The sequence below is a fragment of the Niallia sp. CD-39 genome, from assembly GCF_059874745.1.
Genome location: NZ_JCBCPS010000001.1, coordinates 453,055 through 479,359, shown reverse-complemented (window position 1 = coordinate 479,359; position 26,305 = coordinate 453,055). Strand labels below are relative to the sequence as shown.

The 26,305-nt window shown below is 34.6% G+C and carries 26 protein-coding genes, 2 pseudogenes and 2 riboswitches; of the genes and pseudogenes, 18 read left to right on the top strand and 10 right to left on the bottom strand.

What is annotated here, in order from left to right; genetic code table 11:
* Positions 1–259: 259 nt before the first annotated feature.
* Positions 260–1,438, bottom strand: a complete 1,179-nt coding sequence (locus AC6F34_RS02410) for an MFS transporter (RefSeq protein WP_500768601.1) — start codon at positions 1,436–1,438, stop codon at positions 260–262.
* Positions 1,439–1,621: 183 nt separating this feature from the next.
* Here AC6F34_RS02410 and AC6F34_RS02405 point away from each other — a divergent pair, with 183 nt between their 5' ends.
* The 7 genes and pseudogenes from AC6F34_RS02405 to AC6F34_RS02375 all read left to right on the top strand — a co-directional run.
* Entirely contained in the window at positions 1,622–1,825 is a 204-nt protein-coding gene (locus AC6F34_RS02405) for an IDEAL domain-containing protein (protein WP_500768599.1), read from the top strand.
* An 80-nt stretch (positions 1,826–1,905) separates the two neighbouring features.
* Entirely contained in the window at positions 1,906–2,937 is a 1,032-nt protein-coding gene (locus tag AC6F34_RS02400) for a DmpA family aminopeptidase (RefSeq protein WP_500768597.1), read from the top strand.
* Positions 2,938–3,308: 371 nt separating this feature from the next.
* On the top strand, positions 3,309–4,820 hold the full coding sequence (locus tag AC6F34_RS02395) for a spore germination protein (protein WP_500768595.1): 1,512 nt from the start codon (positions 3,309–3,311) through the stop codon (positions 4,818–4,820).
* Positions 4,821–4,824: 4 nt separating this feature from the next.
* Positions 4,825–5,928, top strand: coding sequence for a GerAB/ArcD/ProY family transporter (locus tag AC6F34_RS02390; protein ID WP_500768593.1), 1,104 nt, complete (start codon positions 4,825–4,827; stop codon positions 5,926–5,928).
* Entirely contained in the window at positions 5,921–7,009 is a 1,089-nt protein-coding gene (locus AC6F34_RS02385; RefSeq protein WP_500768591.1) for a Ger(x)C family spore germination protein, read from the top strand. The genes AC6F34_RS02390 and AC6F34_RS02385 overlap by 8 nt, the downstream gene beginning before the upstream one ends.
* 88 nt (positions 7,010–7,097) lie before the next feature.
* Positions 7,098–7,268, top strand: coding sequence for a hypothetical protein (locus AC6F34_RS02380; protein ID WP_500768589.1), 171 nt, complete (start codon positions 7,098–7,100; stop codon positions 7,266–7,268).
* Positions 7,269–7,283: 15 nt separating this feature from the next.
* Positions 7,284–7,604, top strand: a pseudogene (locus AC6F34_RS02375) (redoxin domain-containing protein); the annotation flags it as partial.
* Positions 7,605–7,728: 124 nt separating this feature from the next.
* On the opposite strand, the gene AC6F34_RS02370 reads toward AC6F34_RS02375, so the two are convergent.
* A complete protein-coding gene (locus tag AC6F34_RS02370) occupies positions 7,729–8,748 on the bottom strand; it encodes a DUF1646 family protein (protein WP_500768587.1) in 1,020 nt (339 codons plus the stop codon).
* 102 nt (positions 8,749–8,850) lie between these two features.
* A complete protein-coding gene (locus AC6F34_RS02365; RefSeq protein WP_500768585.1) occupies positions 8,851–8,988 on the bottom strand; it encodes a hypothetical protein in 138 nt (45 codons plus the stop codon).
* A gap of 120 nt (positions 8,989–9,108) precedes the next feature.
* Between AC6F34_RS02365 and AC6F34_RS02360 the strand changes: the two genes are divergently transcribed.
* The 4 genes from AC6F34_RS02360 to AC6F34_RS02345 all read left to right on the top strand — a co-directional run bounded on the left by AC6F34_RS02360 (position 9,109) and on the right by AC6F34_RS02345 (position 13,301).
* Positions 9,109–10,362, top strand: a complete 1,254-nt coding sequence (locus AC6F34_RS02360) for a methyl-accepting chemotaxis protein (protein ID WP_500768583.1) — start codon at positions 9,109–9,111, stop codon at positions 10,360–10,362.
* Positions 10,363–10,748: 386 nt separating this feature from the next.
* On the top strand, positions 10,749–11,645 hold the full coding sequence (locus tag AC6F34_RS02355; RefSeq protein ID WP_500768581.1) for a TetR/AcrR family transcriptional regulator: 897 nt from the start codon (positions 10,749–10,751) through the stop codon (positions 11,643–11,645).
* A 151-nt stretch (positions 11,646–11,796) separates the two neighbouring features.
* Positions 11,797–11,945, top strand: a riboswitch (cyclic di-AMP (ydaO/yuaA leader).
* Between the two features lie 62 nt (positions 11,946–12,007).
* Entirely contained in the window at positions 12,008–12,673 is a 666-nt protein-coding gene (locus AC6F34_RS02350; protein ID WP_500768579.1) for a potassium channel family protein, read from the top strand.
* 67 nt (positions 12,674–12,740) lie between these two features.
* Positions 12,741–13,301 carry a tyrosine-type recombinase/integrase gene (locus tag AC6F34_RS02345; protein WP_500768577.1) on the top strand — a complete coding sequence of 187 codons (561 nt, stop codon included), beginning with the start codon at positions 12,741–12,743 and terminating at the stop codon, positions 13,299–13,301.
* A gap of 672 nt (positions 13,302–13,973) precedes the next feature.
* Here the strand turns inward: AC6F34_RS02345 and trhA are convergent.
* Complete coding sequence (gene trhA / locus AC6F34_RS02340) at positions 13,974–14,621, bottom strand: PAQR family membrane homeostasis protein TrhA (protein WP_500768575.1); 648 nt, start codon at positions 14,619–14,621, stop codon at positions 13,974–13,976.
* Between the two features lie 139 nt (positions 14,622–14,760).
* On the opposite strand from trhA, the gene AC6F34_RS02335 reads away from it, so the two are divergent.
* Complete coding sequence (locus tag AC6F34_RS02335) at positions 14,761–15,345, top strand: DUF1836 domain-containing protein (RefSeq protein ID WP_500768573.1); 585 nt, start codon at positions 14,761–14,763, stop codon at positions 15,343–15,345.
* Positions 15,346–15,362: 17 nt separating this feature from the next.
* On the opposite strand, the gene AC6F34_RS02330 is transcribed toward AC6F34_RS02335, so the two are convergent.
* The 4 genes from AC6F34_RS02330 to AC6F34_RS02315 form a co-directional block, all read right to left on the bottom strand.
* The gene (locus AC6F34_RS02330; protein WP_500768571.1) at positions 15,363–16,367 is read right to left on the bottom strand and encodes an LLM class flavin-dependent oxidoreductase; all 1,005 of its coding nucleotides are present in this window, start codon (positions 16,365–16,367) and stop codon (positions 15,363–15,365) included.
* A 289-nt stretch (positions 16,368–16,656) separates the two neighbouring features.
* A complete protein-coding gene (locus tag AC6F34_RS02325; protein WP_500768569.1) occupies positions 16,657–17,799 on the bottom strand; it encodes a CAP domain-containing protein in 1,143 nt (380 codons plus the stop codon).
* A 238-nt stretch (positions 17,800–18,037) separates the two neighbouring features.
* Positions 18,038–18,193, bottom strand: coding sequence for a hypothetical protein (locus AC6F34_RS02320; RefSeq protein WP_500768567.1), 156 nt, complete (start codon positions 18,191–18,193; stop codon positions 18,038–18,040).
* Positions 18,194–18,260: 67 nt separating this feature from the next.
* Positions 18,261–19,196: a MerR family transcriptional regulator gene (locus tag AC6F34_RS02315; RefSeq protein ID WP_500768565.1), complete on the bottom strand. Its 936-nt coding sequence runs from the start codon at positions 19,194–19,196 to the stop codon at positions 18,261–18,263.
* A gap of 902 nt (positions 19,197–20,098) precedes the next feature.
* Between AC6F34_RS02315 and AC6F34_RS02310 the strand changes: the two are divergent.
* Positions 20,099–20,284 (top strand): annotated as a pseudogene (locus tag AC6F34_RS02310) (transposase); the annotation flags it as partial.
* A 280-nt stretch (positions 20,285–20,564) separates the two neighbouring features.
* On the opposite strand, the gene AC6F34_RS02305 reads toward AC6F34_RS02310, so the two are convergent.
* Entirely contained in the window at positions 20,565–21,608 is a 1,044-nt protein-coding gene (locus AC6F34_RS02305; protein WP_500768562.1) for an AbrB family transcriptional regulator, read from the bottom strand.
* Between the two features lie 354 nt (positions 21,609–21,962).
* On the opposite strand from AC6F34_RS02305, the gene AC6F34_RS02300 reads away from it, so the two are divergent.
* Positions 21,963–22,700 (top strand): AAA family ATPase, encoded by a 738-nt coding sequence (locus AC6F34_RS02300; RefSeq protein ID WP_500768560.1) that lies wholly within the window; start codon positions 21,963–21,965, stop codon positions 22,698–22,700.
* Between the two features lie 226 nt (positions 22,701–22,926).
* Here AC6F34_RS02300 and AC6F34_RS02295 read toward each other — a convergent pair whose 3' ends face one another.
* The gene (locus AC6F34_RS02295; RefSeq protein WP_500768558.1) at positions 22,927–23,373 is read right to left on the bottom strand and encodes an OsmC family protein; all 447 of its coding nucleotides are present in this window, start codon (positions 23,371–23,373) and stop codon (positions 22,927–22,929) included.
* Between the two features lie 90 nt (positions 23,374–23,463).
* Here AC6F34_RS02295 and AC6F34_RS02290 point away from each other — a divergent pair, with 90 nt between their 5' ends.
* The 4 genes from AC6F34_RS02290 to AC6F34_RS02275 all read left to right on the top strand — a co-directional run bounded on the left by AC6F34_RS02290 (position 23,464) and on the right by AC6F34_RS02275 (position 26,279).
* Positions 23,464–24,228 (top strand): exodeoxyribonuclease III, encoded by a 765-nt coding sequence (locus AC6F34_RS02290; RefSeq protein ID WP_500768556.1) that lies wholly within the window; start codon positions 23,464–23,466, stop codon positions 24,226–24,228.
* A gap of 35 nt (positions 24,229–24,263) precedes the next feature.
* Positions 24,264–24,370, top strand: a riboswitch (guanidine-I (ykkC/yxkD leader).
* Positions 24,371–24,450: 80 nt separating this feature from the next.
* Positions 24,451–24,786, top strand: a complete 336-nt coding sequence (locus tag AC6F34_RS02285; protein ID WP_500768554.1) for a DMT family transporter — start codon at positions 24,451–24,453, stop codon at positions 24,784–24,786.
* Positions 24,783–25,097 (top strand): DMT family transporter, encoded by a 315-nt coding sequence (locus AC6F34_RS02280; protein ID WP_500768552.1) that lies wholly within the window; start codon positions 24,783–24,785, stop codon positions 25,095–25,097. The genes AC6F34_RS02285 and AC6F34_RS02280 overlap by 4 nt, the downstream gene beginning before the upstream one ends.
* Positions 25,098–25,232: 135 nt before the next feature.
* Complete coding sequence (locus AC6F34_RS02275) at positions 25,233–26,279, top strand: P-loop NTPase family protein (RefSeq protein ID WP_500768550.1); 1,047 nt, start codon at positions 25,233–25,235, stop codon at positions 26,277–26,279.
* The last annotated feature ends 26 nt before the right edge of the window (positions 26,280–26,305 follow it).

The window sequence follows — 26,305 nt, the reverse complement described above, 5'->3', positions numbered from 1 at the left end:
ACTTCACCGACAACTGGCTTTTCAACCAGGCATGCTAATTCGTTGCCAAATGATTGAATCGTTTTTTGACTACTTCCGACGAGTAGATCTTCTACAAATTGCTCAGCATTGTACCAGCTCTTAACTCTTTGAAGGTCTTTATAAATTTGAGTCAGTAATAGATTTCTTGGACCTTCTCAATGTGGCGAAATTAAGTATCATAAAAATAGATTTGTAGAAGCAAAAACTCATGGATGGGAATAAACCCTTCCATGAGTTTTTATGATTTGCCTTTGATTAAGAAGAGGATATAGAGACAAACAGAAATTGTTACCGAAATGGCTGAGGCGATATAAATACTGCTATAGCCGAACAAAAACGCAATTTGTCCGAATAAGATCGCCCCGATTCCTATTCCTAGATCAAAGAAGGAGAAGAATGTTGCATTAGCCATTCCTCTTCGATTAGCCGGTGATTCCCGTACAGACCAAGCTTGAAGTGCTGGTTGCACGGTACCAAAGCCAAATCCGAAAAGAATAGCGGCAACATAAAGAATGAGGCTGTTTGGTAGCCATGAAAGCAGTAGCATTGCAATTATTATGCATAATGCACCAGGTATAAAAACTGCTTGATGTCCCTTGCGATCATATAGCTTTCCAGCAAATGTGCGGCTAATAAGTAAAGCAATCGCATATAAGAGAAAGTACCATTCAATTCCACTTACACCTTTACCACTTGCATAAAGCGGTAGAAAGGTAGCGATACCGCCAAAAGTAATCGTAATAAAAAATAGCAAAATCGATGGTGGCATAGCGGTCTTTTCATATAAGTCCCAACGTTTATGAGTTACAGTCGTAGCTTCAACTTTTTTATATTGGATTCTAGAGGATAAAATAAATGCGAGTAATCCCAATAGTGCACAAATGAAAAAGAAGAAAGTAAACGACATCTTCCCGACTAAGGATAGCCCTAAAGCTGGTCCAACAGCTAGAGCAATGTTACCACTTAGTCCATAATACCCCATTCCTTCTCCGCGTCTTTTCGCAGGAATTAAGTCAGTAGCTATTGTACCTGAGGCGGTAGTTTGGAGTCCCCAGCCGAAACCTTGAATAAGACGGAGGGCGAGAAGTGTAATGATTCCGCCAGCAAAGCCGATTAATCCCACTGAAACTAAAAAGATGGCAAGCCCAGTTAAATAAATAAACTTTCTACCTTTTGTTTCTAAAGCATGACCAGCATAGGGACGAATGAGTAAGGCTGAAAAGGTGAAAATCCCAACAACGATGCCGATTAATCGCTCATTGCCACCAAGAGATTCAACGAATAGTGGCAATGTTGGTAAAGTCATTTGAAATCCTAGAAATATAAAAAGATTTGCTAAGCAAATCATTACAAAATCTTTTGTCCAGATTTTATCTTCCTTTTGTTGAGGAATTTCTTTTGAGATGAATTGCGTCATATATGTACCCCCTAGGTGTATATTTATTTAGATAGTCTAAATATAATTCTTATTTTACATTAAACATGAATTTTTTCATATAAAAATAGAAAGGAATAATTGGGAATGAAACTTAATGCTTTTCAATTGAATTATCAGAAAACTTCTGCTACAATTAAAAAAAGCACAAGGGGTTGATTTCAAATGGAAAAATACATGTTAAATTCGCCACTCCAATCTGAAGAATCCATTGTCTCGTATTTGGCAGAAAAAGTACTAAATGAAGCACTACACTCATTTCAAGTCGACAAGCTAAGAACAGAAATTGATAAAGCCCTATGTGAAAGAAATAAAGAACGATTTTTAGAATTATCCGGTCAATTAAACGTGTTATTAAAAGAACAATAATAATGGATATGAAATCCCTTCAATTGTCATGATTGAAGGGATTTATTTGCAGTTTTATAGAAAAAGGAGTTCATTACAAGATGAAAAGAAAATTAAACATCGGTACACTTAATCATGGAGAAAAGAATTGTATTACGGATATAAAAGGAGTAAAAGTTGGACATAAAACCGTTCAGAAGAAGGTCGAGGGAGATGAGAAAGTTGTTACTGGTGTAACTGCGATTCTGCCACACGGAGAAAATTTATTTCAACAAAAAGTAGTTGGTTCTAGCTATATCATTAATGGATTTGGTAAAACAACAGGGTTGGTACAATTGGAAGAGTTAGGATTGATTGAATCACCGATTATGTTAACAAATACTCTATCAGTAGCAGCGGTTACGCATGGAACAATTGAATATATGCTACAACTAGATGAAGAAATTGCTGATACTACGAGTACGATCAATGTAATTGTTGGAGAATGCAATGATGGATATTTAAATTCCATTAGAAAATTAGCTATTTCTCCAACTGATGCTAAAGAAGCAATCGAGTCAGCTTCTGAACAGAAGTGTGAAGAAGGTGCAGTTGGAGCAGGGACAGGTATGGTTTGTTACGGTTATAAAGGAGGCATAGGAACAGCCTCAAGAATCCTTCCAGTGGAAGATGGAATGTATACAATGGGCTGTTTAGTGTTAAGTAATTTTGGTTCAAAGCAAGATTTTCTACGAAGTGATATTATTGAGGCAGAGAACGATTTTGTCAATCGAAAAGAAGATGGTTCGATAATGATCATTATTGCAACAGATGCTCCTCTCAATGAACGACAATTGAAAAGAATTGCAAAGCGATGTGGAATCGGATTAGGAAGAACAGGAAGTTATTTTGGCAATGGAAGCGGAGATGTAGTCATTGCGTTTACAACGGCACATGAAATGAACCATTCAGGTGAAGATCTACTACATACTTTTGAAAATATAAGAGATGATCATCATCTTATGGATAATTTCTTTAGAGCTGCGGCAGATGTTACCGAAGAGGCAATCTTACAATCATTGCTCTTATCCAAAACAACAATTGGAAGAAAGGGTAGAGTCGTTCATTCAATTACTTCTGACAAAGAAAAATAAATAGTTTCACAAGAAAACTTGTAGCGACTAACGTCTCTACAAGTTTTTTTATGGAAGTATAAAAATAAAACTGATATTTCTTTTGAACAAATACGTTCTAATTGTTTAAGCCGAATGAAGACAAAATTATGTGTTTGAGAGAAATGCGGCATTTGACTCGATGTCAGATATAGATAAGTATGCAAAGGTTCGAGGGTTTCTGCAAATGAAGTTGAAGCGCTGCACACGAAAAAAGTCTGCCTAAAAGGATAATGATAGATTATCTACACGATGTATTAAATCACATGATCTGTGCAATTGTTCTCTGCATAATTTTCCTTTAAATAGAGAACGATGAAAGAAACGATAGTATGAATTTAAAGGTGATTAGAATGAAGAAGATAAATGATAGGCGAAAGAGAACTCTTATAAAGACGGACGAGAGTAGGAACGAGTCACTTGCATTACAACATTTGTTTTTGGATGTGACGACATCTGATGATTTCGTTCAATACACATTTCAGTTTGAATCATATTTTATTTGTATAGGCTTTTATAATACGCTCGTAAATGCTGATCACCTACATAAAGATATTATTCCCTATTTAAATAGAGGCTCATCGATTGAAGATTTACCTCGAATTATACCGTGGGAATCAGTTCATGTGACAACAGATTATAAAAAGCTTAAAGAAGATTTAATGAATGGATCTATTATGATATTTGAACCGAACTCATTGGATGCGTTTTGTGTTTTGAATGTTTCTGTTGATAATGCAAGACAAGTATCAATTCCAGAAGTTGAGTTCAGTGTTGTTGGTCCAAAAGAGTCATTTGTCGAATTATATGAAACGAATGTGAACCTTATTCGGAGAAGAATTCCCGATGAAACACTGAAAGTAAAAGAAATGAAAATTGGAAGGCTATCAAAAACGAAGGTTGGAGTTATATACTTAGACGGCATTGCAAATGAAGAAAATGTAAATACTATGATACAAAGATTATCAACAATTGAAATTGATCAAATATTAGATAGTTCTTATCTTACACAACTTATACAGGATAACCAAAATTCGCCTTTTCCGCAACTGATTGATACGGAAAGACCTGATCGGGTAGTTGGAGCATTAGGTGAGGGCAAAATTGCTGTTGTGACAGAAGGAGCACCACATGTATTGATTGGCCCTACAACGTTTTTTGAATTTTTTGCTGCTTTTGAAGATTATTATTTGAACTGGGCAATTGCATCTTTCTTTCGTTTTGTAAGATTCTTTGCCGTTTTATTTTCTATATTAGTCACACCCATTTATGTTGCAGTACTAACCTATCATTATGAACTGATTCCGAAAGATCTTGTAGCTACGTTGGTAACATCAAGAAACCAAATTCCCCTTCCACCGATACTAGAGGCACTAATTTTAGAATTGACAATTGAACTTTTAAGAGAGGCAGGAGCACGACTGCCAACAAAAGTTGGTCAAACGATCGGTATCGTAGGAGGAATTGTAATCGGAACGGCTTCTGTAGAAGCGGGATTAACTAGTAATGTCTTATTAATCTTTGTTGCTTTGGCTGCATTAGCATCCTTTACAACACCGGTTTATCAAATGGGTAATACGATCCGACTGATTCGTTTTCCGTTTCTTTTAATGGCTTATTATATTGGGTTGCTTGGCGTAGCCGTTAGCTTTTGTTTTCTATTAATCCATTTATTAAGGCTTTCTTCGTTAGGGCGTCCATTTCTTGAGCCAATGTATCCTGTTAGAATAAAGGATTTTAAAGATATCGTTCTACGTTTGCCTTTTAAGTATCAAAGCCTACGACCTCTGCAACAAGAAACAGAACAAACGCAAAAATTTAATTCTGTGAAAGCAAAAGAAATTAACGATTCAAAAAGGGGCTAATTATATGGACGGCAAAATTGAGAAAGAAAAAATATCTCCATACTTAGTTGCGTATTTGATACCAGGTGTTCAAGTAGGGATCGGTATTCTTAGCTTTCAAAGTGGTGTCGTCAAGTATACAGGAAATGATTCCTGGATTTCTGTCATTCTTGCAGGGATACTTATCAGCTGTTCACTTTACTTAACTTATCAATTATTAAATAGAGAAAAGCAAGATATTATAGACATACATATAAAATATTTTGGAAAGTGGTTAGGTAATCTGTTTAATGTCTTTTTGATTCTGAATTGGGCCTTGATTGGAATTACAGTGTTAAGAAGCTTTATAGAGATTGTGCAAGTATGGGTATTTCCATCAATTAACATATATACATTTTCTTTGATTCTTCTTATTCTAGCAGTATATTGTGTAAAAGCTGGCTTCCGTGTTGTCGTAGGAATTACTGTTTTAGGTGTTATCATCCCTCTTTATATTTTTTCTACTTTTCTCTACGCATTAGAGTATATTAATTTTCAAAACTTACTTCCCTTTATGAATCATTCTATAATGGAACATCTTATGGGGGGGTATATGATGATGACAAGTTATTTAGGCTTCTCGACTTTATTATTATTCTATACAAGAATACAACAGCCAGAAAAATCACAGAAGTGGGCACAGTTGGGTAATTTTTTTACAATGATTCAATACTTATATATAATGGTCCTTTCAATCGGTTTTTATAGTGAAAAAGAAGTAGATATATTTATTTGGGCAACATTATCAATTTGGAAAATAGTTGAAATGCCATTTGTCGAGCGATTTGAATACATCGGCATCACCTCTTGGGTGCTTATAATATTACCAAATATTTGTTTGAGTTTATGGGCTAGTACGTATGGAATTGAAAAGGTATTTCAGCTGAATAAAAGACTTTGTATTCTCATAGCTGCATGCTTAGTCTTTGTTGTTACAGTATCGATTGATGGTCGAATGCAAATTGAGCTCCTTACAAAGTACTTAAGTCTATCTGGATTGTTTTTGCTTATTTTTTGGATTCCTTTTCTGCTTATTATTTCACTTTTACGTCATAAAGTAGGAATGAAGAAAGGTGAATATAATGCGTAGATTAATGAGATTATTAATCTTTATCTTAGCTATTATATTTTGTACAGGCTGTATGGAATTAGATAAAAATATATTAGATGATGTTCAACTAACCACCGCCATAGGTTATGAATATGAGGATAGACATAGTAAGTCATTAAGGTTGACAGCTGTATATCCTGAATATCAAGCAAGTAGAGCAGTCATTAATAAATCAATTACTGAAACAGGTTTGTTAAGTAAAGAAATACGTGACAAGATAAGTTTACAGTCGGACAAACCTTTAGTAAGTGGGAAACTTGAAGTAGCCCTTTTTCATAGAGATTTAGCTGAGGATGGCATTATTGATGTTGCGGATAGCCTTGTTAGAGATCCATCTGTTGGTGCAAATGTATACTTTTGTGTTACTGAAGAAAGTACAGAAAAGGTTCTGTCGAATCAATACTCAGATAATGATACTGGGTTATATTTATCTAATATTATTGAGCAGAATATTGATACGGGATTAATTCCTAAAAACAACTTACATTTGTTTATGAACAGGTATTATGCAGAAGGTGCAGATCCAATTGTCCCGATCATAACGAATAATGGGAATACTTTGATGATTAAAGGAATTGGGCTGTTTAAAGACGATCAATTAAAAGGGATGATTGGTCAAGAAGACTTCTTCCTTATCCAAATGCTCATGAATCGAAAATCGAGTCGGGACACTCAAAAAATAAAGTTGGATAAAGAAACCCTATTCTCTATCTCTGCTGTTCATTCTAAAAGAAAAATCTTAATAGAAAAGCCGATGACAAGTGAACCGATTACAGTTAGATTGGAAATAAAAACGATTGTACGTGAATTCACTGATGGGAAGATTACTAAGCCTGTTATTAAAGAGATGGAAGAAAAAATTCAACAATTTATAAAGGAAAATGGAGAAGTGTTAGTTAAGAATTTTCAACAATTAGGAGTTGATCCAATCGGTTTTGGAGAAGAAACTCGTGCCAAAACCCGGAAATGGGATATAAAGAAGTGGGAGGAAATTTATCGCGATATTCCAATTAAAATTAATGTCAAAGTGCAGATTGTAGAATCCGGTGGGGTTAGTTAAGAAGCTTACGAAGCTGTATAAGTTGCTAAGTCATCAAGAAAGTATTATAGTTGTGCTATTATGATTTTAAGAAAATAGGGGAGTGCATATGAGAAAAAAATCCATTTTTCTGCTGTTGTTAGCAGGAATGCTGTTTTTAACGGCTTGTGGTTCAAAGTCTTTAGATCAATCCATTACATTAAAAGACCATAATGGTTCAGACGTGACCTTCCCACAAGACAAGCAAACAATTTTCTTCTTTATCACGACATATACATGAGGACTCTGCCAACAGCAACTAGTTGAGTTGCATGATAAGCTTGATCAATTTGATGATTTAGATGTCAATATGTATATCGTAAGCAATGATGCTCCAGAAGAGCAAAAAGTTCTTCATGATGAATTAGAAAGAGTGTTTGGCCAAAGTTTGCCATTCATTTCTGATCCAGAATTACAATTTTCTGAAGCGGTAGGAATGAAAAATAATCAAGTGGCATCTCGTGGTTATGTTTTATTAGATGAAGAAGGAGAAGTCAAACTTCAAAAAGTAAATGACCATTGGGGAGAACAATTACAGCAAACACTTGAAGATATTCAAACTTCATACAATGAATGAGCAAAAGCTGGCTAAAGAGGTGAAAAAACTCCTTTGCCAGCTTTTTTATTAATTTTATAAAGTTTACATCTTCTATGTTAAATAAACCTTTAAGTACTTTCACCATTAAGAAGTTCTTACTGAATTAAATCATTAGTTTTAATAGAAAATAGACCAGCATCGTAAATAAGGCGAGCGGCACACCAAATGTAGCCCATTCTTTACTAGAGATGTTCATTTTTCCAGCTGCTATAATATTTGGAATGTTACCTGGAATGAGCATACCTCCACTGATTAACAGCCCAAGCATTATCATTTTCACCGTATAATAATCCATCGACGGGCTGATTTCAGCAGCTGCTAATGTTGCATTATCTAATAATGCACTTATGATGTTAATCCAATATAAAAGTAAGGGGTCTAATCCAATTAAGTATTTGTTAATAAGAGGCTCAAACCCTGCACCAAGGAAGGTTAACCCCATCACAAAGAAATAAATTTTTAATGAACGAACGACGATTTCTTCGTAAGTTTCATTTGTGTTATCAAAAGTTTTAATTGAAGATTCTAATTGAGTAGGCAATCGAACGACAAGCATACCAAGTATTGAAAAAAACAAAAGAGCCAAAATGGTTTCTTTTCCTATCAAATGAAGTAACAAGAAAAAGTCACCTTGCAGTTTGCTAATGGCAATCGTTGAAAGCGGTTCTCCTAATGGTGTTAATGCTGCACCCATACCAATTGAGAAACATGAGAGGATGACAAGTCTAATTGCAGATTTACGCTCAAGATCACTGTTAGTTACAATTAGTACAAGGACGAGTGCTGCGATAATTGCAGTAATGATGCTAGAAACAAGCCCTAATAAAAAAATCACTAAAAAGATATATATTGGAAAGGGGATATTCTTTTTAATTGTTTGAATGATTCTTTTTAACGGACGTTGAAACCATTTAAAACAAAGTCCTGCAATGAATACGGCAATTGTTATTTTAATTGGGTCACTTGCTGCTTTAACAAATAACTCAGGGTTTAATACCCCCCCTATGTAGGCAGCTACAACCCCCATCAAAAATAGAAAATATTCTAGATTTCTTTCGACTACTTTTAATGTGAACGGCAATACCATAACAAAAATAAAAACGATAAGTAAGCCAACAGTCATAATTTAAACTCCATCCTATCAATTTCCCAAATATAATTAGGTTCTATGATATATATGAAGTGCCAATTCGATTATTGACAACTTTTTGTCCAAGCCGCTTGATTATCTTAGCATCCCGTTTAAACCGGTTCCAAACTCACTGAATTCAGGTTCGACTTGCTGCTTATTTTCCCTCACTTCGTTTTGATTTTTCTGATTCTTATTTTTTTGGTCATTAGTAGGCTTTGGTTTTTCTGTCATTGTAAACATCTCCTTTTACATCCAAATTTTACAGGATTATGATAGTATATTCGTAGTATATCCATTATAATGAATAATAGGACTTAAGATATAAGAATCCAAATAATAGCGAGGGATATTATGACGTTACGAAGTTATATGTTAAGGACAATGCTTGTAGTTATTCCGGGCATTATATTAGTTGGGCTTGGTGTATGTTTTGGAAATGGAATTACTGGAGTTAGTCTCATCTTAACAATGGTAGCGGTAGTATTACTAGGAAGTTTGATCGGTATTTTATCATCAATCGTAAACTATAAGCGTTTTGTAGCACCAATAGCAAAAATTAATTATGTACTAGGAAAGATCGAAGCTGGTGACATTACAGTCAGAGTTGATGAAAATCGAGTAGGACAATTAAGACCAATTGCAACTGCTTTAAATGAAACAATGGAGAGCTGGACAACTGTATTACACCAAGTTGTAAGGGCTTCCAACGAAATAAAGCAATATTCTGAACAATTGTCAGTAGGTGCAGAACAAACAAATTCGGCGACAAAGCTCATTACACATTCAATTGAGGAGATTTCAACAAATGCTGAAGAACAAGTTGACGGTGTTGATGAAACGACAAATGTTGTATCACAATTAACTTCAAACTTACAAGCATTTATCACAAGTAATGAAGCAACGAAATCAGATGTACGTTTGTCCTTGAATAAGGCGCATTCAGGTTCAGAGTTAATACTATCAGCAGGGGCACAAATGGATTCAATTCAGAAAAATGTGGCCCAATTATCAGAGATTGTCATTGGACTTGGTAAGCGCTCACATGAAATTGGTGCGATTGTAGAAGTAATAAGTGGTATAGCTGCTCAGACAAATCTATTAGCATTAAATGCAGCAATTGAAGCTGCAAGAGCAGGTGAACAAGGAAAAGGGTTTGCAGTTGTTGCTAATGAAGTTAGGAATCTGGCCGAAAAGTCAGCAGACTCAACCCTTCAGATAGGTGAATTAATTAAGTATACTCAAGATGAAACAAATAGAGTTGTAACGATGATGGAAACTGTTACAGCAGAAGTAAAACAGGGTATTGACGTGATGGAGTTCGCTGGAAACTCATTCTTAGAGCTGAAAGGTTCAGTCTCAAATGTAACGCTTCAAATGGATCAAATTTCTCAAGTGATTTCAGACATGACAGCAGCTTCACAAAAAATTGTAGGCATGATGGATCACGTTTCAATAATCTCAAAACAATCAGCAGCAGCGACTCAAAACGTTTTAGCAGCAACAGAAGAGCAATCTGCCTCAATGGAGGAAGTAAGCATCTCAGCAGAATACTTACAAAACATGTCTAATGGACTGCATCGTGTAATTGGGAAATTCAAATTATAATTGTTAAAAGTCTATCTCAAGAGGATAGGCTTTTTTGTTGAGAATCGTACTCAACTTTTACTAGTTTCAAGGGATTTATTCAAATATAGTGTGTAACGCAGTGACCGGGGTAAAAGCCTAAGTAGCGGATATGTCGTACTGCATAGTTTAAATTAAGGTTCTACTAAGTCAAAACGCAATGTGATTTTGCTCTACAAGAAGTTCGGTCATGTCATCAATGCAATTAGTTGTGGAGTTTACTTGTCATGAAGCAAAAAGCTACTGCCCAAAAGAAGATGGAGATTATCTTTTAGTGTTCTTGAACCTGTTCCATTTGTCGTATGCATTGTATTTCGTTTGTTCTTCATATAAACTGTTTATATAATTTGCATGAAAAGGTGATTTGGATGAATGAAAGAAAGAAACATGTGATGGAAATTGCCCATCACCTTTTTATCGATAAAGGATATCAAGCTACGTCAATTCAGGAAATAATTGAAAGTAGCGGTATTTCTAAAGGGACTTTTTATAATTACTTTTCATCAAAAAGTGAATTGTTGATGAGTATGATTTCATGGTTACACGAAAAACATGATCTAGAAAGAAATAAATTATTGGTTGGCAAGAATCCTAGAGATCTGAACTTATTTTGTGAACAAATGTCTATCCAGATGAAATCGAATAAGCAGAATAAGCTGCTTAACTTATATCGTGAAATTCTTGCATCAAAAGATAAGGAACTCGTGCAGTTTATTCGGCAACAACAACTACATGAAATGCAATGGCTTGTGCATCGTTTTTGTGATCTATTTGGTAAAGAGAATGAAAAATATTTATTTGATTGTGCAAGTATGTTTATTGGCATTCTTCATCAAAATGCGCATTTTTATTTTTATGATAGCGACACTAATGATGATATAGATCATGTTATTCGCTACTCTGTTCATCGTTTACAATCAATTGTTCATGATGTCGTTGCTAAAGATGAATATCTAATCCATCCAAAGACATTAGCAAGGTGGGTAAATGAGGATCAAACTGTAAATGTTGATAACATCAATTTATTTTTACTTCACTATGGCCAACTGAAAAATACAATTACAAAATCACCACTTCAAGAAAGCGATAAACTAAGATTGAATGAATTATTGGATTTCTTAAAAGAGGAATTAATTGAAGTTGTAGATATCAGAAAATCTATCGTTCAAAGTGTATTTTCTTCATTAGAAAACGATTCCTACTTAGGCAAGAACCCCAAAATTGTAGAAATTAAAAAAATAATCGATAACGTACTAACAAAATAAGATGTTAGTACGTTTTTTTTTCTTAAATGACGTATTCTTTCCGATTTATAAAGTAAATAGATCTATTTATTAAAGAGAAGTTTCTATAGAAAATAGGATTGACTTTACACTTTTTCAGGAGTAAATTAATGTTTATGAAAACGAAATACAAACCTTTTATTCGCTAAATTTATTTGCAAAGGTAATGCGGAGGAACCAATATTCATGGCAAAATGCCTTGGGGTGAATCTTAATTTAAAGATGGGATACTCTTAGTTCCAAACCCGACAGCTAACTTCGTAAGCGTTAATTAAAAGAGGAAAGGTCATGTAATAGACCATTTCTTTATGATGGTTTTTTTTATTTCTTAAGGGTGGTATAAAATGGTTAAACATAAAAAACAGTTTGCAGTGATAGGGCTAGGTCGTTTTGGTGGAACGATCTGCAAGGAGCTTTATCAATATGGTCACGAGGTTTTAGCGATTGATAAAGATGAAGAAAGGGTAGATGACTACGTTCAGTTTGCCACTCAAACTATACAACTTGATTCGACAGATGAGAACTCAATGCGAAAAATAGGAATTAGCAACTTTGATCATGTAATTGTGGCGATTGGTGAAAACATACAGGCTAGTATTTTATCCACATTAATCTTAAAGGAATTAAACGTTCCAAAGATTTGGGTTAAAGCTCAAAATGATTATCATCATAAAGTATTAGAAAAGCTCGGTGCAGATCTAGTAATACATCCAGAATCAGATATGGGAAAGCGTATAGCTCATCAAATGGATTCTGATAAGGTTATTGATTACATCGACTTATCCGACGAATACAGTATTGTTGAAGTATTTGCTTCTGAAAAAATTAGTAATAAAACATTTGTTCAGTTAAATATTCGAGCAAAATACGGAGTAACTATTATTGCTCTAAAGAGAGGCAACGTGATGAACATCTCACCAATGCCTGATGAAGATATACAGATAGGGGATATCTTAGTTGTAATGGGCCATAAAAATGATATCCATCATTTTGAAGAAAAGTGCTTATAGTTTTATTGCAATTAAATGCATTTAGGAAGTGTTTGACGTAAATGTATTGTAGAAGTGGAGAGGAAAAATGGAGTCTGTCGAACCAATTAAGGAAATGAAGAGTATTAATGCAATAAAGAAAAAGCTTGAAGAAAAGTCATTGAGAGATCTTTTGTTGTTTGTTTTAGGGATTAATACAGGAATTAGAATTAGTGACTTATTAAAAATAAAAGTTTCAGACGTTTATGAGAATAGTAAGTTGAAAGATTTTATTGTTATTTGTGAAAAAAATGAAGTGAAAAAACAATATTATGTGAATGTAAAAGTGAAAAATACCATTGCTCGATATCTTGAAGAACACACAGTGAAACCAAATGATTATTTATTTAAATCCAAAAAATCTAATAAACCGATTACAAGGCAGCAAGCATATCGTATTATAAATTTGTCTGCTAAAGATGTTGGAATAGATAGCAATATTGGTACACACACTTTAAGAAAAACATTTGGCTACCATGCCTATAAAAAAGGGATTGCAATCTCCATTATAAAGTCGATTTATGGACATAATACAAGAGCTGAGACTCTAAAATATATTGGCGTTAGAAATACTGAGCTGGCTATTATAAAGGTTGATGTGAATTTATAGAATATAATAGGAACTCAATTAAGTAGTTGTTCGGACAGAAGGCATACTATTGAAATTAGTTTACCTTCTGTCATTATATGAATAAATTTATAGTACGATTATTTTTATGTATTTAGTATTTGATCAATAGATCAACATTTGATGAGGTTCGCACTATTGTTTATATTTAAATGGATTTTCTATTATACGAAAATATAATTTGATTTATGATGAACGTTTTGAGTGTTACACACCTCCGCAAGATGAAGTATCGAGGAATGCATAATAACCACCAAACCTATACAACTGAAGATCAAAAAATATGTTTTAGAAGTTGCTCATTACTATGAAGAGCAAAATGAAATCTTTATGTAGCGAAAAGAAAAGACGATTGAAAAAGTTTTAGCAGACGAAAGAAAAGACCAGGTTTACGATTGAAACTTCTAAAATGACATATTAAATGCCTTTTCAGGATATGTATACTTTTTGCAGTAATGAACTTTAAAGAATTTGCCTCCTCAAGTTATGGATCATAGTAAAAGATTGATGTACTAGAAGTGTAGTTTTATATCCGATATTAACAATAATAAATCATTAAAAATACAATTTAAGAGAACAAAAGGATTGAGGAGGCTTCCTCAATCCTTTTGTTGAGAGTTTCAAATAAGGAATTAATTTATACTAAACACTTAATCATAAAACATATAAAAACACTGATAAAAAGTGAGCTGTCGTTCCTAACATAATAAAAATATGAAAAATCTCATGAAATCCAAAATGTTTAAATTCTAAAAACTTAGGCTTTATTGCGTAAATAACTCCGCCAATTGTGTATAAAACACCACCTAGAATTAATAGTCCAACCCCCATTAAATCTAATGCTGAAGAAAGTGGCGAGAAGGCAAGGATGATAATCCAACCCATTCCAATATATAAGCTAGTTGATAGCCATCTCGGACAATTAAACCAAACCAACTTGAATGTTACCCCTAATACAGCAAGCGATGTTACAATTGCAAAGATCGTCCATCCGACAGTTCCATTTAGTGTGATTAAACAGAATGGAGTATAAGATCCTGCGATTAACACAAAAATCATGGAATGATCGAGCCTTCTTAAAAATGCAATTACTTTATCTTTTGCCATTACCATATGATAAGTAGCAGAAGCAGAATACAATAGAATCATACTAATACCAAAGATAATAACTGAAGCAATCGTTAATGCACTTGGAGCCGTTAAGGCTGCTTTAATGACCATTGCAAGTAGTGCAATAAAGGATAAAACTGCCCCAACTAAGTGTGTAAGTCCGTTAATAGGTTCTCGTATATATGTATGCATGATAAACAACTCCTTGTATGTTGTTAAGTAGTTTTGTTAACTACTTATAATAATACAACTATATCTAGATGTAGTCAACATTTACTTTTCATTAGTTTTTTTGTATGATAAAGGAAAATGTTACGACTAGGAGATTTCAATGAATTCTATAACTGATACAATAAATAGCTTATCATTAAATGAACAGATTCAATTAGAGGACATTCCAGAAATTGATTTATATATGGACCAGGTGATTCAACTATTTGAAAAAAAATACTCAAATTCTAAACGAAATGATGATGAAAAGCTTTTAACGAAAACAATGATTAATAATTATGCAAAAGGCAAAATCCTATTTCCAATAAAAAACAAAAAATACTCAAGAGAACACATCATCTTCATTAGTTTCATTTATCAATTAAAGGGAAGCTTGTCATTAGCAGATATACAAACAACATTAGACCCTTTAAATGAAAAAGCTGTAAAAGGTGATGGAAGTTTGGATGGGATTTACCAAAACTTCTTAATAATGTCGGAAAGAAACAATGAAGTGTTCACACAAGAAATAAGTAGATTGGATCATGATATAAACGATGTTCTAGCTTCCTTCAATGAAGAAGAAGCCTCTATTATTAAAAGGACTTTAGAGATAGTCGTACTTGTGCATATGAGCAATCTTTATCGTAGAAGTGCAGAGAAATTAATTGATGAACTTACAAAACAAAAAAAGCCTTCATCGTAGGCTTTTTTGTTTTGCGATTACAGACTTTTCATTACATCAGAGACAATTTCATATGACTTCAATCGTTCATTATGATCAAAAATTTGCGCATTGATGATGAGTTCATCTGCTTTAGTTTCTGCTAGAAACGATTCAATTTTTGCTTTGACTGTTTCTCTATTTCCGATGATGGAGGAGCCTAGCTGCTTTCTTAGTAAATCTTCTTCGTAAGGCGTCCAAAGGTGATCCATCGATTGGACAGGTGCAGGCAGTTTTCCACGTTTGTTTCTCATCATTGCGAGGAAAGCCTGTTTTAACGATGTTGACAAATACTCTGCGTGCTCATCTGTTTCTGCTGCAATAATATTGACTCCGACCATTGTATATGGTTCGCTTAAAACATTGGATGGTTTAAAACTTCTATGATAAAGGCTTAATGCTGGGATCGTGTTTTCTGGTGAGAAATGAGCTGCAAATGAAAACGGCAATCCTAATTGTCCTGCTAATTGTGCACTAAAGCCACTTGAGCCAAGCAACCAAATTGGTATATTCAAGCCTTCACCAGGATATGCTCGTACGTGCATTGGACCATCATGTAAATCAGGGTTAAAATAGCTGCGTAGCTCAGATAACTGCTCAGGAAAATCGTTTCCATCACTCCTTCTATCACGACGCAATGCCATTGCAGTAACTTGATCTGTGCCAGGTGCTCTACCTAATCCTAAATCGATTCGGCCAGGAAAAAGTGACTCAAGCGTACCAAACTGTTCAGCAATGACAAGAGGTGCATGATTTGGCAGCATGATTCCACCAGAGCCAACTCTTATTTTTTCAGTACCACTTGCGATATGGGTCATTACAACGGATGTAGCTGAGCTTGCGATGCCAGGCATATTATGATGCTCCGCAATCCAATAGCGATTGTAGCCCCATGTTTCAGTTTGCTTTGCAAGATCTAATGAGTTCTTCAATGAATCAGATGCATCTTTCCCAACAACAATAGGAGATAAATCCAATACGGAGTATTTCACTTTTTTCGTCATCTATTTAATCATCTACTTTCATAAATTATCTGTAAGTAATCATATTTTATGATCATATATATGATATCAATCGTTGGAACAGATACAAAGTAACTTGCTTATAGAAGGATAACATAACTAAATTAATTACTTGCGAAAATGATGAATGGGTTATTTTTTGATAAATTTAATAACCATATTTTCAATTGTATGTTTAGTAAAAGTTCTTCCAGTCTATTAAAAAGCATGTAGACAATGTCGATTTTCGACTTTGTCTACATGCTTTGGCAGTTCTAAATACTTCGTTTCATTATTTTCTGTAGAATTTTTCAGTAAAATAGGGGTGTCCCTCTTCATTGAAGGAAACTCCAACTCCTAACTGGCGAAATTCATCATGAAGGATATTCTTTCTATGGCCAATTGAGTTCATTAAACCTTCGTGAGCAAATATGCTGCTGAATTGTCCGGCCGCAAGGTTCTCCCCAGCAACAGAAAATGAGATATTATCTTCCTCCATTCGGTCAAATGGGGATTGTCCTTGTAGATTAGTATGATCAAAATATTTGTTCACTGCCATGTCCTCACTATGTGCCCGTGCAGTTGCTTTCACCTCATCAGACCACTCAAGTAATGGAAGGGAATAATTGAGTCGCTCTGCATTCGTTAAATCAAACAGTTGATATTCAAAGCCCGTCATTAAATCAGAGCTTATTTCTCCATAAAAACCATTTTTATTATTCTCTAATGATTCATTTATTATTTGAATAGCAGTGACTCGTTCTTCTGTATGTTCATCGAAAAAGATTGTAATGTATTGACCATCTAAATGAAACAATTCATATCCTTTTTCTTTTTCAAACTGAAAATATGTTAATCCTTTTCTTAACCGCTGCAATGGCTCTCCAAGCTGTTCAATCACTTGATCTTTAGGTGTATGATATTTGATTTCCAGTTGAGATGTAAATATATCTTGATTCGTGTACATCCCATTGACTTGATTTTCTTCATCATAGGAAATCATAATGAATTGGTTATAGTTATCATGATAGGTATGCCACATTGAGCCATACTCGTTAAGCGAAGTTCTTTTTACATCACCAATTTCATTTTCAACATCAACTTGATTATCTCCGATTTCTATATTCATGATTGAAAAAACAGAAGATGTTGGGTCATTTAACTGAGGTTTCGTAAAAAAGGTGGTAGAATTATCATCATTAGTTGATAAATGCTGAACGAGCGAGCGAACCTCTTTAACAATGCTCTCAAGCCCATTCATAAAAGTATTTGCAATTGTCGCAAGAGCTTCATTCTCCTTGATCGATTGCAAATCTGCTTTAAAAGATTCAAACATAGATGAAGCATTTATGTGTTCACGGTCATCGCTTGAAATTGTTGGATAAATATAGTAAATACCAATGAATAACAATAAAACCAAAAGAATTTTTTTCATTTACTTCAACTCGCATTCTACAACATCTCATTATCTTTATACCCCATATTATAAAGATTAAGAACGGAAATTGACAAAAATATATCTTCTTCGATGTAATGGAATATTTTCCAACCGGTGAAACTTGTAAAATGATCAATAATAGGAATTTTTTCACAAGTGAAAGCGGGAGTTTTGAAGGGAGAATAGGGGAAGGAGATTGGAAAGATGCAGTAGAATTAACCTAGCATATAGCTATTCACCCTTGGGACTTTTTTAATACTTCGATATTTTTCTCTAATTCCTCTAGTTTCTGTTTGACTTCCTCCATCTTTTTTTCAATATCGTCCATTTGGAACGATTGATATTTTGATGATGATGTAATGTCTGCAGAATTATTATTTGATAGTGTCATAAATGAGCCTCCACTGTTTATAGAAGTGGGTCATTTTTTTAATGACCCACTCCTTTACATTTAATATTCACTTCCAAAAATGCCACCATTTTTTATTTACTTCTCTAGAAGCAGCTGTTTTTCTAAAGGAATCAATAAAGGTATGGAACGATTCCTCTCGCATACTAATCGATTCTCTTTCCTTTTCATATTGCTTTTCTCGCTGCTTTAAAATATGTAGATGCGCTTCTCTTTCTTTTTTTAATGAGTGGATGTCATCATTTAATGAGCCCATTATCTCGTTTAATTCTTTGCTCGTAACATCCGCTGAACTTGAAATATAATGAATCATGTTTTTGAATTCTTCGGAAGTGTCCTCTGAAACCTTCGAAACTTTTTTCGTTAACGTATGGATATGCTCGGAAGTACGTTTTGATGACTTCGAAACTTGCTTTGATAAGGTGTGGACAGCTTCAGTAGTAACCTCTGAGGATTGTTGCATTTCAGTTTGAAGTTGAGCAATATCTGCCCTTGTTTTTTCACCAGATTTGTATATTGAGTCGGAAATTGACTTTACTGTATGAAGAGCATTTTTGGATAATTCCTTTTTTATTTCTTCTACCCATTCTTTCTGGATAGAAACTTTTAGTTCGTTTTTTAACTCTTCTACAACTTCTGCTTTGAATTGATGAATTATCACCTCCATGTTTTCATCGGGTGAGCTTGTCTTCACAGTGATTTCATTTTCTTGTAAAAGTGGAGCGGTTGTATGTTCATCTCCATTTAGATGTGCTGCCATTAATTCCTTAATCATTTTTTGAGACAGATTTTTTGACCGCATTTCTTTTATCTTTTCCAACAATACAATTTCTGTTTCTGTATAATAACGAGCGCCATTTTTAGCACGGGGTATCATTAGGATTCCTTTTAAATCTTTCTCCCATTGTCTTAGTGTTCCAGGAGGAACATTAACTTGTTTTGAAACTTCGTTAATTGTATAGGCTTTTTCAAATAATTTATTCACGATTTTCCGTCCTTTCATCCTAAAAGTAAGTGTTTATGAATTTCTTATTCAATGTATTTGACAAGTGGCCTGTTTATTTCCTGCATGGTGACAAAAGCTATCAAAACAAGACGTTATATGTCATAAAACTCACAAAAGAAAAAAATGTCGAATTTACACAGATTACTACGAGCACTTATCATTATTCGTACTAAAATAGCTGAATACCTCGTGGTTCGCATTGGCCAGTCATCTGGTTTAGATAAATTGATTGTCTGGGTGCATCATTGATCATCCAGCATTATTAGGATGGGTAGATTCATCTATAGTTATTGAAGACTTAGTTACATTTTTATTAATAATGTTTTTGCTATATTATGATCAAACAATGAAGATTTAAATAAAAATAGAGTTTGATCTATTGCAGTAGCTGTAGGTGGGTTTCTGCTATGGTTAGTAGGTGATTTGGTACCGGATTACTCGTAGAAATGGAAGATGGAAATGCGATAATCTTATGGTTATTGCTATCTGCGACCTCCGATCAATTCCTGTGCAAACGTAAAGAATTAAGCCAGCTAAATACTACAGCGCTTAGTGCTACACTTTTAGATGATATATTAATAGTTGTGATGCTAGGAGTAAGCAAGTTTCATTGGAGCATTTGTAATTTCTAGAACAGAATATAAGCATGAAGTAGAATGTAAAATAGCGCTGATCGCCTATACAATTTTTGTATCTGTATTCTTTGTAAGCATTGATTCTAATGTTACATTTTTTGGTTTATCGGAGCATTTTGTATTTATTGTCGGATTAGCGATTCTTGCAGTATTAACGAAGCTAATTGGCGCTGGTATAGGTGCAAGAATGACTGGGTTCAACACTAGCTCTTCACTAATTTGTACTTAATCTTGAGGTGAAGGAACTTGATGACTAAAAATCAAATCAATGAACTTGAACAATTAGAAGCTTTAAGTATTGAAGAACTTATCCATAAGAATCATTTAGTTCGGAAATTGGATGCTGCGATTGATTTTACTCTCTTTTATTCTTTAGTGGAACACCTCTATTCTAATGTTGGGAGACCAAGTAGCGATTCCGTTGTTTATTTTCACAGAAGCAAAAGAAAAGCATGGTATGCGATGGACAACCCTAAGGGGAATTAAAAGATTGTCTATGCATACAATGCTTACTTTTGACTAGATGAACTTGAAATGGTTCGCCTTTGGAATTGGAGAACAGCCTAACGAGACCGATGTACTCGAAGGGTAAACCATATTCGCTCAAAAAAGGGAGTATCTAACAAAACCATACAATTAAAATGAACAAAAGGGATCGAGGAGTTTTTTTCCTCGATCCCTTTTGTAGATACTCTGGAAAGGAGTTTCTTGATTATCTTCTTTGTAAGATTCTTTTTAACAGAGGTGCCACAACGAAAAAGATGAAGAGTAATCTGAAGAGTTGATAGCTTGTGACTATGGCTAAATCCGCATTAACATCATGTGCAATGATAGCCATTTGGTCCATCCCTCCGGGTGCTAAACTAAGCATACTAGTGAAAAAGGCATAATCATATAATTGTGTGAGTAAGAAGGCTAGTCCTATTGCACAAAGAATTAAAAGGCTGTTTGATAACAACGTTAATCCTAGCATTTTTTTGATTCCTTTTAGTTCCGACCGTCTAAGCATCATTCCGATGTAGCCACCTATAAAAGATTGGGCAAGAATGAGAAAAATGCTTGGTAGTTCCGGCCCTGATATTCCAAGCATTCCTATTGATGCTGTTGCAATAAGTGGTCCTAAAAAAAACGGTGTTGGTGCCCCTATTTTTACAAAACAAAAGCTTATTGCAAGCGATACGAGCAGGAATAAGGCAATCAAAGGAATAACCTCAAGTGTTAGTGGAATCCATTCCGCTGATGTAACTTGCCCGATTGTAGTGAACAGCATAAGCAGTGGCACGAGCATAAGAATTAAGAAAAGTCTCACTAACTGCATAACGGTTACGATAGATAATTGAATTCCTTTTGTCTCTTCTGCTAAGATTAGCATTTGCGATAAACCACCAGGAATACTTCCTAAAACGAGAGTAGGAAAATGCATTTTCGTAAGTTTCGATATGAAGTATGCAGAGGCAATACAAAATAAGATTAATAAGATTGTAATGAGTAACATGGAAGGAAGCTTAATTCCAATTTGTGTGATTGCTTCTTTTGTAAACGCTAGACCTATTGTATAGCCAATAAAAAGCATCGAAATATGACGCATTATTGGTGGCCAGTATAAGTTAAAGTTTGTATAGTTTCCAATGATGAAAGTGGTTGTCATTGCTCCGAGCAGCCATGGAACTGGAATGCTACATAAATTGAAAGCGAAACCGATTAGCATTGCGAGAGCAAATGTAATACTGAAGCGTTTTAAATGTGATGAGTTCATTTTATGTACCTGCTTAATTAGTAATTAGTCTTTTGTTTATTTTATCAGAAGTGTGAAGGGGAATATACAAGAGAAGCCGTCAGTTTGATATGATAGAATGTTAAGTATAGCCATTTGCTTTTACTTACATAATAAGAAATTGCTAGAATTTTAACTAGGACATGATTATTTATTGAATTTCTATGAATGTATTTACACAGTAAATAAAATAAAACGAAACATTCTATTAGAGTCTCAGGCTCTTTCGCTGAGTGAAAAGTACAGGAAGTGGAGTACTTGTAATTCAATGCTTTAGATTTTTCCTTAGGAACTTGGGAAATTGAATAATATCTATTCTTAACTGGAGGCGATTAAATGTATTTGAAAAGAATTATCTTACAAAAAGATAGAATAATTGATAAAAATACATATCCATTAAATATTCCAGCGATTAAATCAATGGATGAAATCGAGATACGCAAACCAGTAACCTTTTTTGTAGGAGAAAATGGTTCTGGGAAGTCCACGATGTTAGAAGCAATTGCAGATGTAAGTGGTTTTAATACTGCTGGTGGGGGAAGGTCAAATACTTATGAAGTAAGAGATTCTGAGGCAGCATTAAGTAATTATATTCGTCTTAGTTGGATGCCAAAAGTAACGAATGGATTTTTCTTACGAGCAGAATCGTTTTTTCAATTTGCAAGCTACATAGACGAATTAGAAGAAGAAGGCTATGGAAATGGTTATAAGGCGTACGGTGGGAAATCTTTACACAAGCAATCACATGGAGAATCTTTTTTATCTTTATTCATGAATCGCTTTGACGGCAAGGCACTTTATTTACTTGATGAGCCTGAAGCAGCACTATCACCTGCGAGACAACTTGCATTTCTAAGAATCATCCATGATCTAGTCGAGGATGGTTGCCAGCTAATGATTGCTACTCATTCACCAATCTTACTCGGATATCCTGATGCAGAGATTTTAAGCTTTGATAATGAAGAGATTAGTCCAATAAATTATGAAGATACCGAGCATGTACAGTTAACAAAGTATTTCTTAGATCACCGTGAAAGAATGCTTGAGGAATTGTTGCAAAAAGATGAGAAATAACCATCCGATGTGGATGGTCATTTTAGACTGATGATAAAAGCTCGTATTCTCGCTACTTTGTTCATTAGTACCCAGCTGAACAGTGAGTTCTATGCCTATTCCCATATGCCTGCACGCCTTGATTAAAACATTCTGAGAAGAGTGCTATCATTAAATAACCTAAAAAAGTAGTTAGAGTTTGAAAATGACGACATTGTCTCTGTTCTCATTTAGCTAGTGAACGAACCTATACGAATCGAATGGTTGCATTACACTCTACTTCAACATTGCCTTTAAGTGCTCTAGATATCATACAAGATTGTTCTGCTTTTACTGCTAATTTCTCTACTAGTGACCGTTCTTTATCACTGCTATTTGAACGTAACGTAATTATCGGATTATGAATGATTTTTTTATATGTAATGACACCGTTTGTAAAGTCTACAATTCCAGTGGATTCCATCGATAATGCTTCTTTTTGTATGCCGCTTCTTTCCATCATTGCTGCAAGCGTAATGATATAACAAGTTGCTGCAGCACCAAGCAACATCTCATCTGGGTTCGTACCAATTCCAGGTCCATTCATTTCAGGTGGAATAGATATATCTGTTTGTAAATGTCCACTAGAAATGGTTCCTACGTCATTTCTTCCTCCTGGCCAGTTTGCGACTAATTGAAAATGATGTTCTGCCAATACTAATTTCCCCTTTCAACAATAGTTGATCAACTGTAGAATATATAGTAACGATTAAATCATACAGGGAAAAAAGGAGTAATTGCAACGATGAAGCTAGTGTCTTGGAACGTGAACGGATTAAGAGCATGTGTAAAAAAAGGGTTTTTAGATTATTTCAATGAGATCGATGCCGATTTCTTTTGTATACAAGAATCAAAACTTCAAGAAGGTCAAATTGAATTAATGCTTGAAGGTTATCATCAATATTGGAACTATGCTGAAAAGAAGGGTTACTCTGGAACAGCAATCTTCACAAAGGAAGAACCTCTTTCTGTATCTTATGGAGTAGGTGATGACGACTCCGAGGGTGAAGGAAGAATCATTACGTTAGAATATGATAGCTTCTTTTTAGTCAATGTATACACACCAAACTCAAAAAGGGATTTATCCAGACTTCCATATCGACTTGAATGGGAGGAGAGCATGAAACATTATTTAGTTCAACTAGACAAGAAAAAGCCTGTCATATATTGTGGAGATTTAAACGTCGCTCACAATGAAATTGATTTGAAAAATGCTCGTTCCAATATCGGCAACTCAGGATTCACATTTGAGGAAAGAGAAAAGATGACGTTGTTACTTGGTTCAGGTTTTATTGATAGTTTCAGAGAATTGCATCCTGATCAAGAAGGAGCATATACATGGTGGTCCTATATGGCGAAAGTCCGTGAGAGAAATATCGGATGGAGAATAGATTATTTTATCCTTTCGAAAGCACTAAAATCAAAAATTGATATAGCAGAAATTCATCCACAAATAATGGGGAGCGATCACTGTCCAATTTACCTTGAACTCTCATTAGACGAAGAGTAATCAATTTGCTATAATGTAACTATAAACTTGAATAAAGATAGGTTTTCTAGGGTTCCGTAAAATGATTACATCATTTTAGACTGGTCCGAGAGAAGACCCGCAATTAATCATTGCGACACGGAAGGATAAAAGCCTGGGAGATTGATCATTATCTCTTAGGCTTTTTTTATTTTTCTTAAAAAAGCATAATGCGGTAAAAATACTGTGAAGGAGGATGTATTCATGAATTGGGCAAAAGTATTTATTGCAGCATTTTTTGAAGTGTTTTGGGTGATAGGCTTAAAGCATGCAGAAAACATGTTAGAGTGGAGTGGTACAGTTGTTTGTATCATCATTAGTTTCTATTTAATGATAATGGCAGGGAGGGTTCTACCTGTTGGAACGGTTTATGCTGTTTTTGTAGGATTAGGTACTGCAGGAACAGTATTAGCTGAAATCATCTTCTTTGATGAACCGTTTCAATGGTCTAAAATTGGATTAATAGCGGTCCTATTGATAGGTGTAATCGGTCTGAAAATTGTGTCTGAACCTCAAGTGAAGGAGGAGGAGCCATCATGAGTTGGATTTATTTAATAGTAGCTGGTCTATTTGAAATGGTTGGAGTGGCAATGATTAACCAAGTCCATTTAAAAAGAAATGCACTGTCTATCTTTTTACTATTAGCAGGATTTTCACTTAGTTTTTTATTTCTAGCACTTGCCATGGTTGATTTGCCGATGGGTACAGCTTATGCGATATGGACCGGAATTGGAGCTTCAGGTGGTGCAATATTAGGGATGATCTATTACGGAGAACCAAAAAATATAAAAAGGATATTCTTCATTAGTCTTGTCCTCCTTTCAGCCATTGGCTTGAAATTGCTCTCATAATTCTCTAAAAACAAACTCGAGATTATCAACTCATCTCGAGTTTTTACTTTTAGATTAAAATTGATTACGTTAAAACGTAATTTTACGTTGCTTTTAAACGTATGGAATAATATAATAAAAACAAGGAGGGATTATATGGATCAAATTCGTTTAAATGTAAATTTATTAAGAAGAAGAATTCCAAACATTACAGCAGCAGCAAAAAGTGTCGGCTTGCGCCCTGCAACAGTATCAAATTTATGTACTGGAAAAATTCCAGTAGCTCGAGCCGAAGTTCGCACCCTTGTATTACTAGCTAGCTTAGCAAAATGTAGCTTGGATGAATTACTTATTCGAGGGGAGAGTCAAGAGATGATCGAAACGAAAATAAAAACGATTGATTTTTTTGCACCACTTGTGAAGGGAGGTACAATTGGGTTAATTGCTAGACCAAAAATGGGTCAGCTCGTCGTTTTAGCTGAATTATTTTACCGACTCAAGCAAGAGGGCTATAAGACTATGATACTCGAGCCAAAATCAGCAGGAAAAGACATTGAAGATGTGTATGGTTTTACAGATGTCAGAGTAATGACGATTGACGAAGCATTTGAGGAAATAAAGAAAATGAATGCGGCGACAGATGTCTTATTTGCAGCAGATAGAAGCCATGTGATTACAGGTGAAATTATAGAATTACAAGAGCGCCTACAAATAAATGGATTGAACAACGTCACAACCTGCTTACTTGATACATCTGGTGAAGCAGTAGATGAAGAAATACCATACGGTCCATTAGAAACAGTATTACAATTTGACGCTGATTTATCAGCGCGTCATAAGTTTCCAGCAGTAAACCCTCTATACTCAACTTCTTCAGTGATAGAATCATCCATCTTAGACGAAACTCATTTGCATACTCAACAACGGGCATTAAAGCTGTTAAGGAGATATAAAGAGCTCCGTTCAATTGTAATGGCATGGGGAGTGAATAAACTACCACAACATGAAAAGGAAATCTACTTGCGTGGAGAACGCTTAGAAGCTTATTTTACACAGCCGTTCTTTGTTGCTGAACCGTTTACTGGCAAGAAGGGAACTGCTGTTTCTATAGTTACGACATTACAGGATGTTCAAAAAATAATAGACGGTAGCGTGGATATGAAACCAATTGATGAGTTGTCCTATATTGGAGCGTTAGCATAAGAAGAAACCCTCATTGGATGAGACCA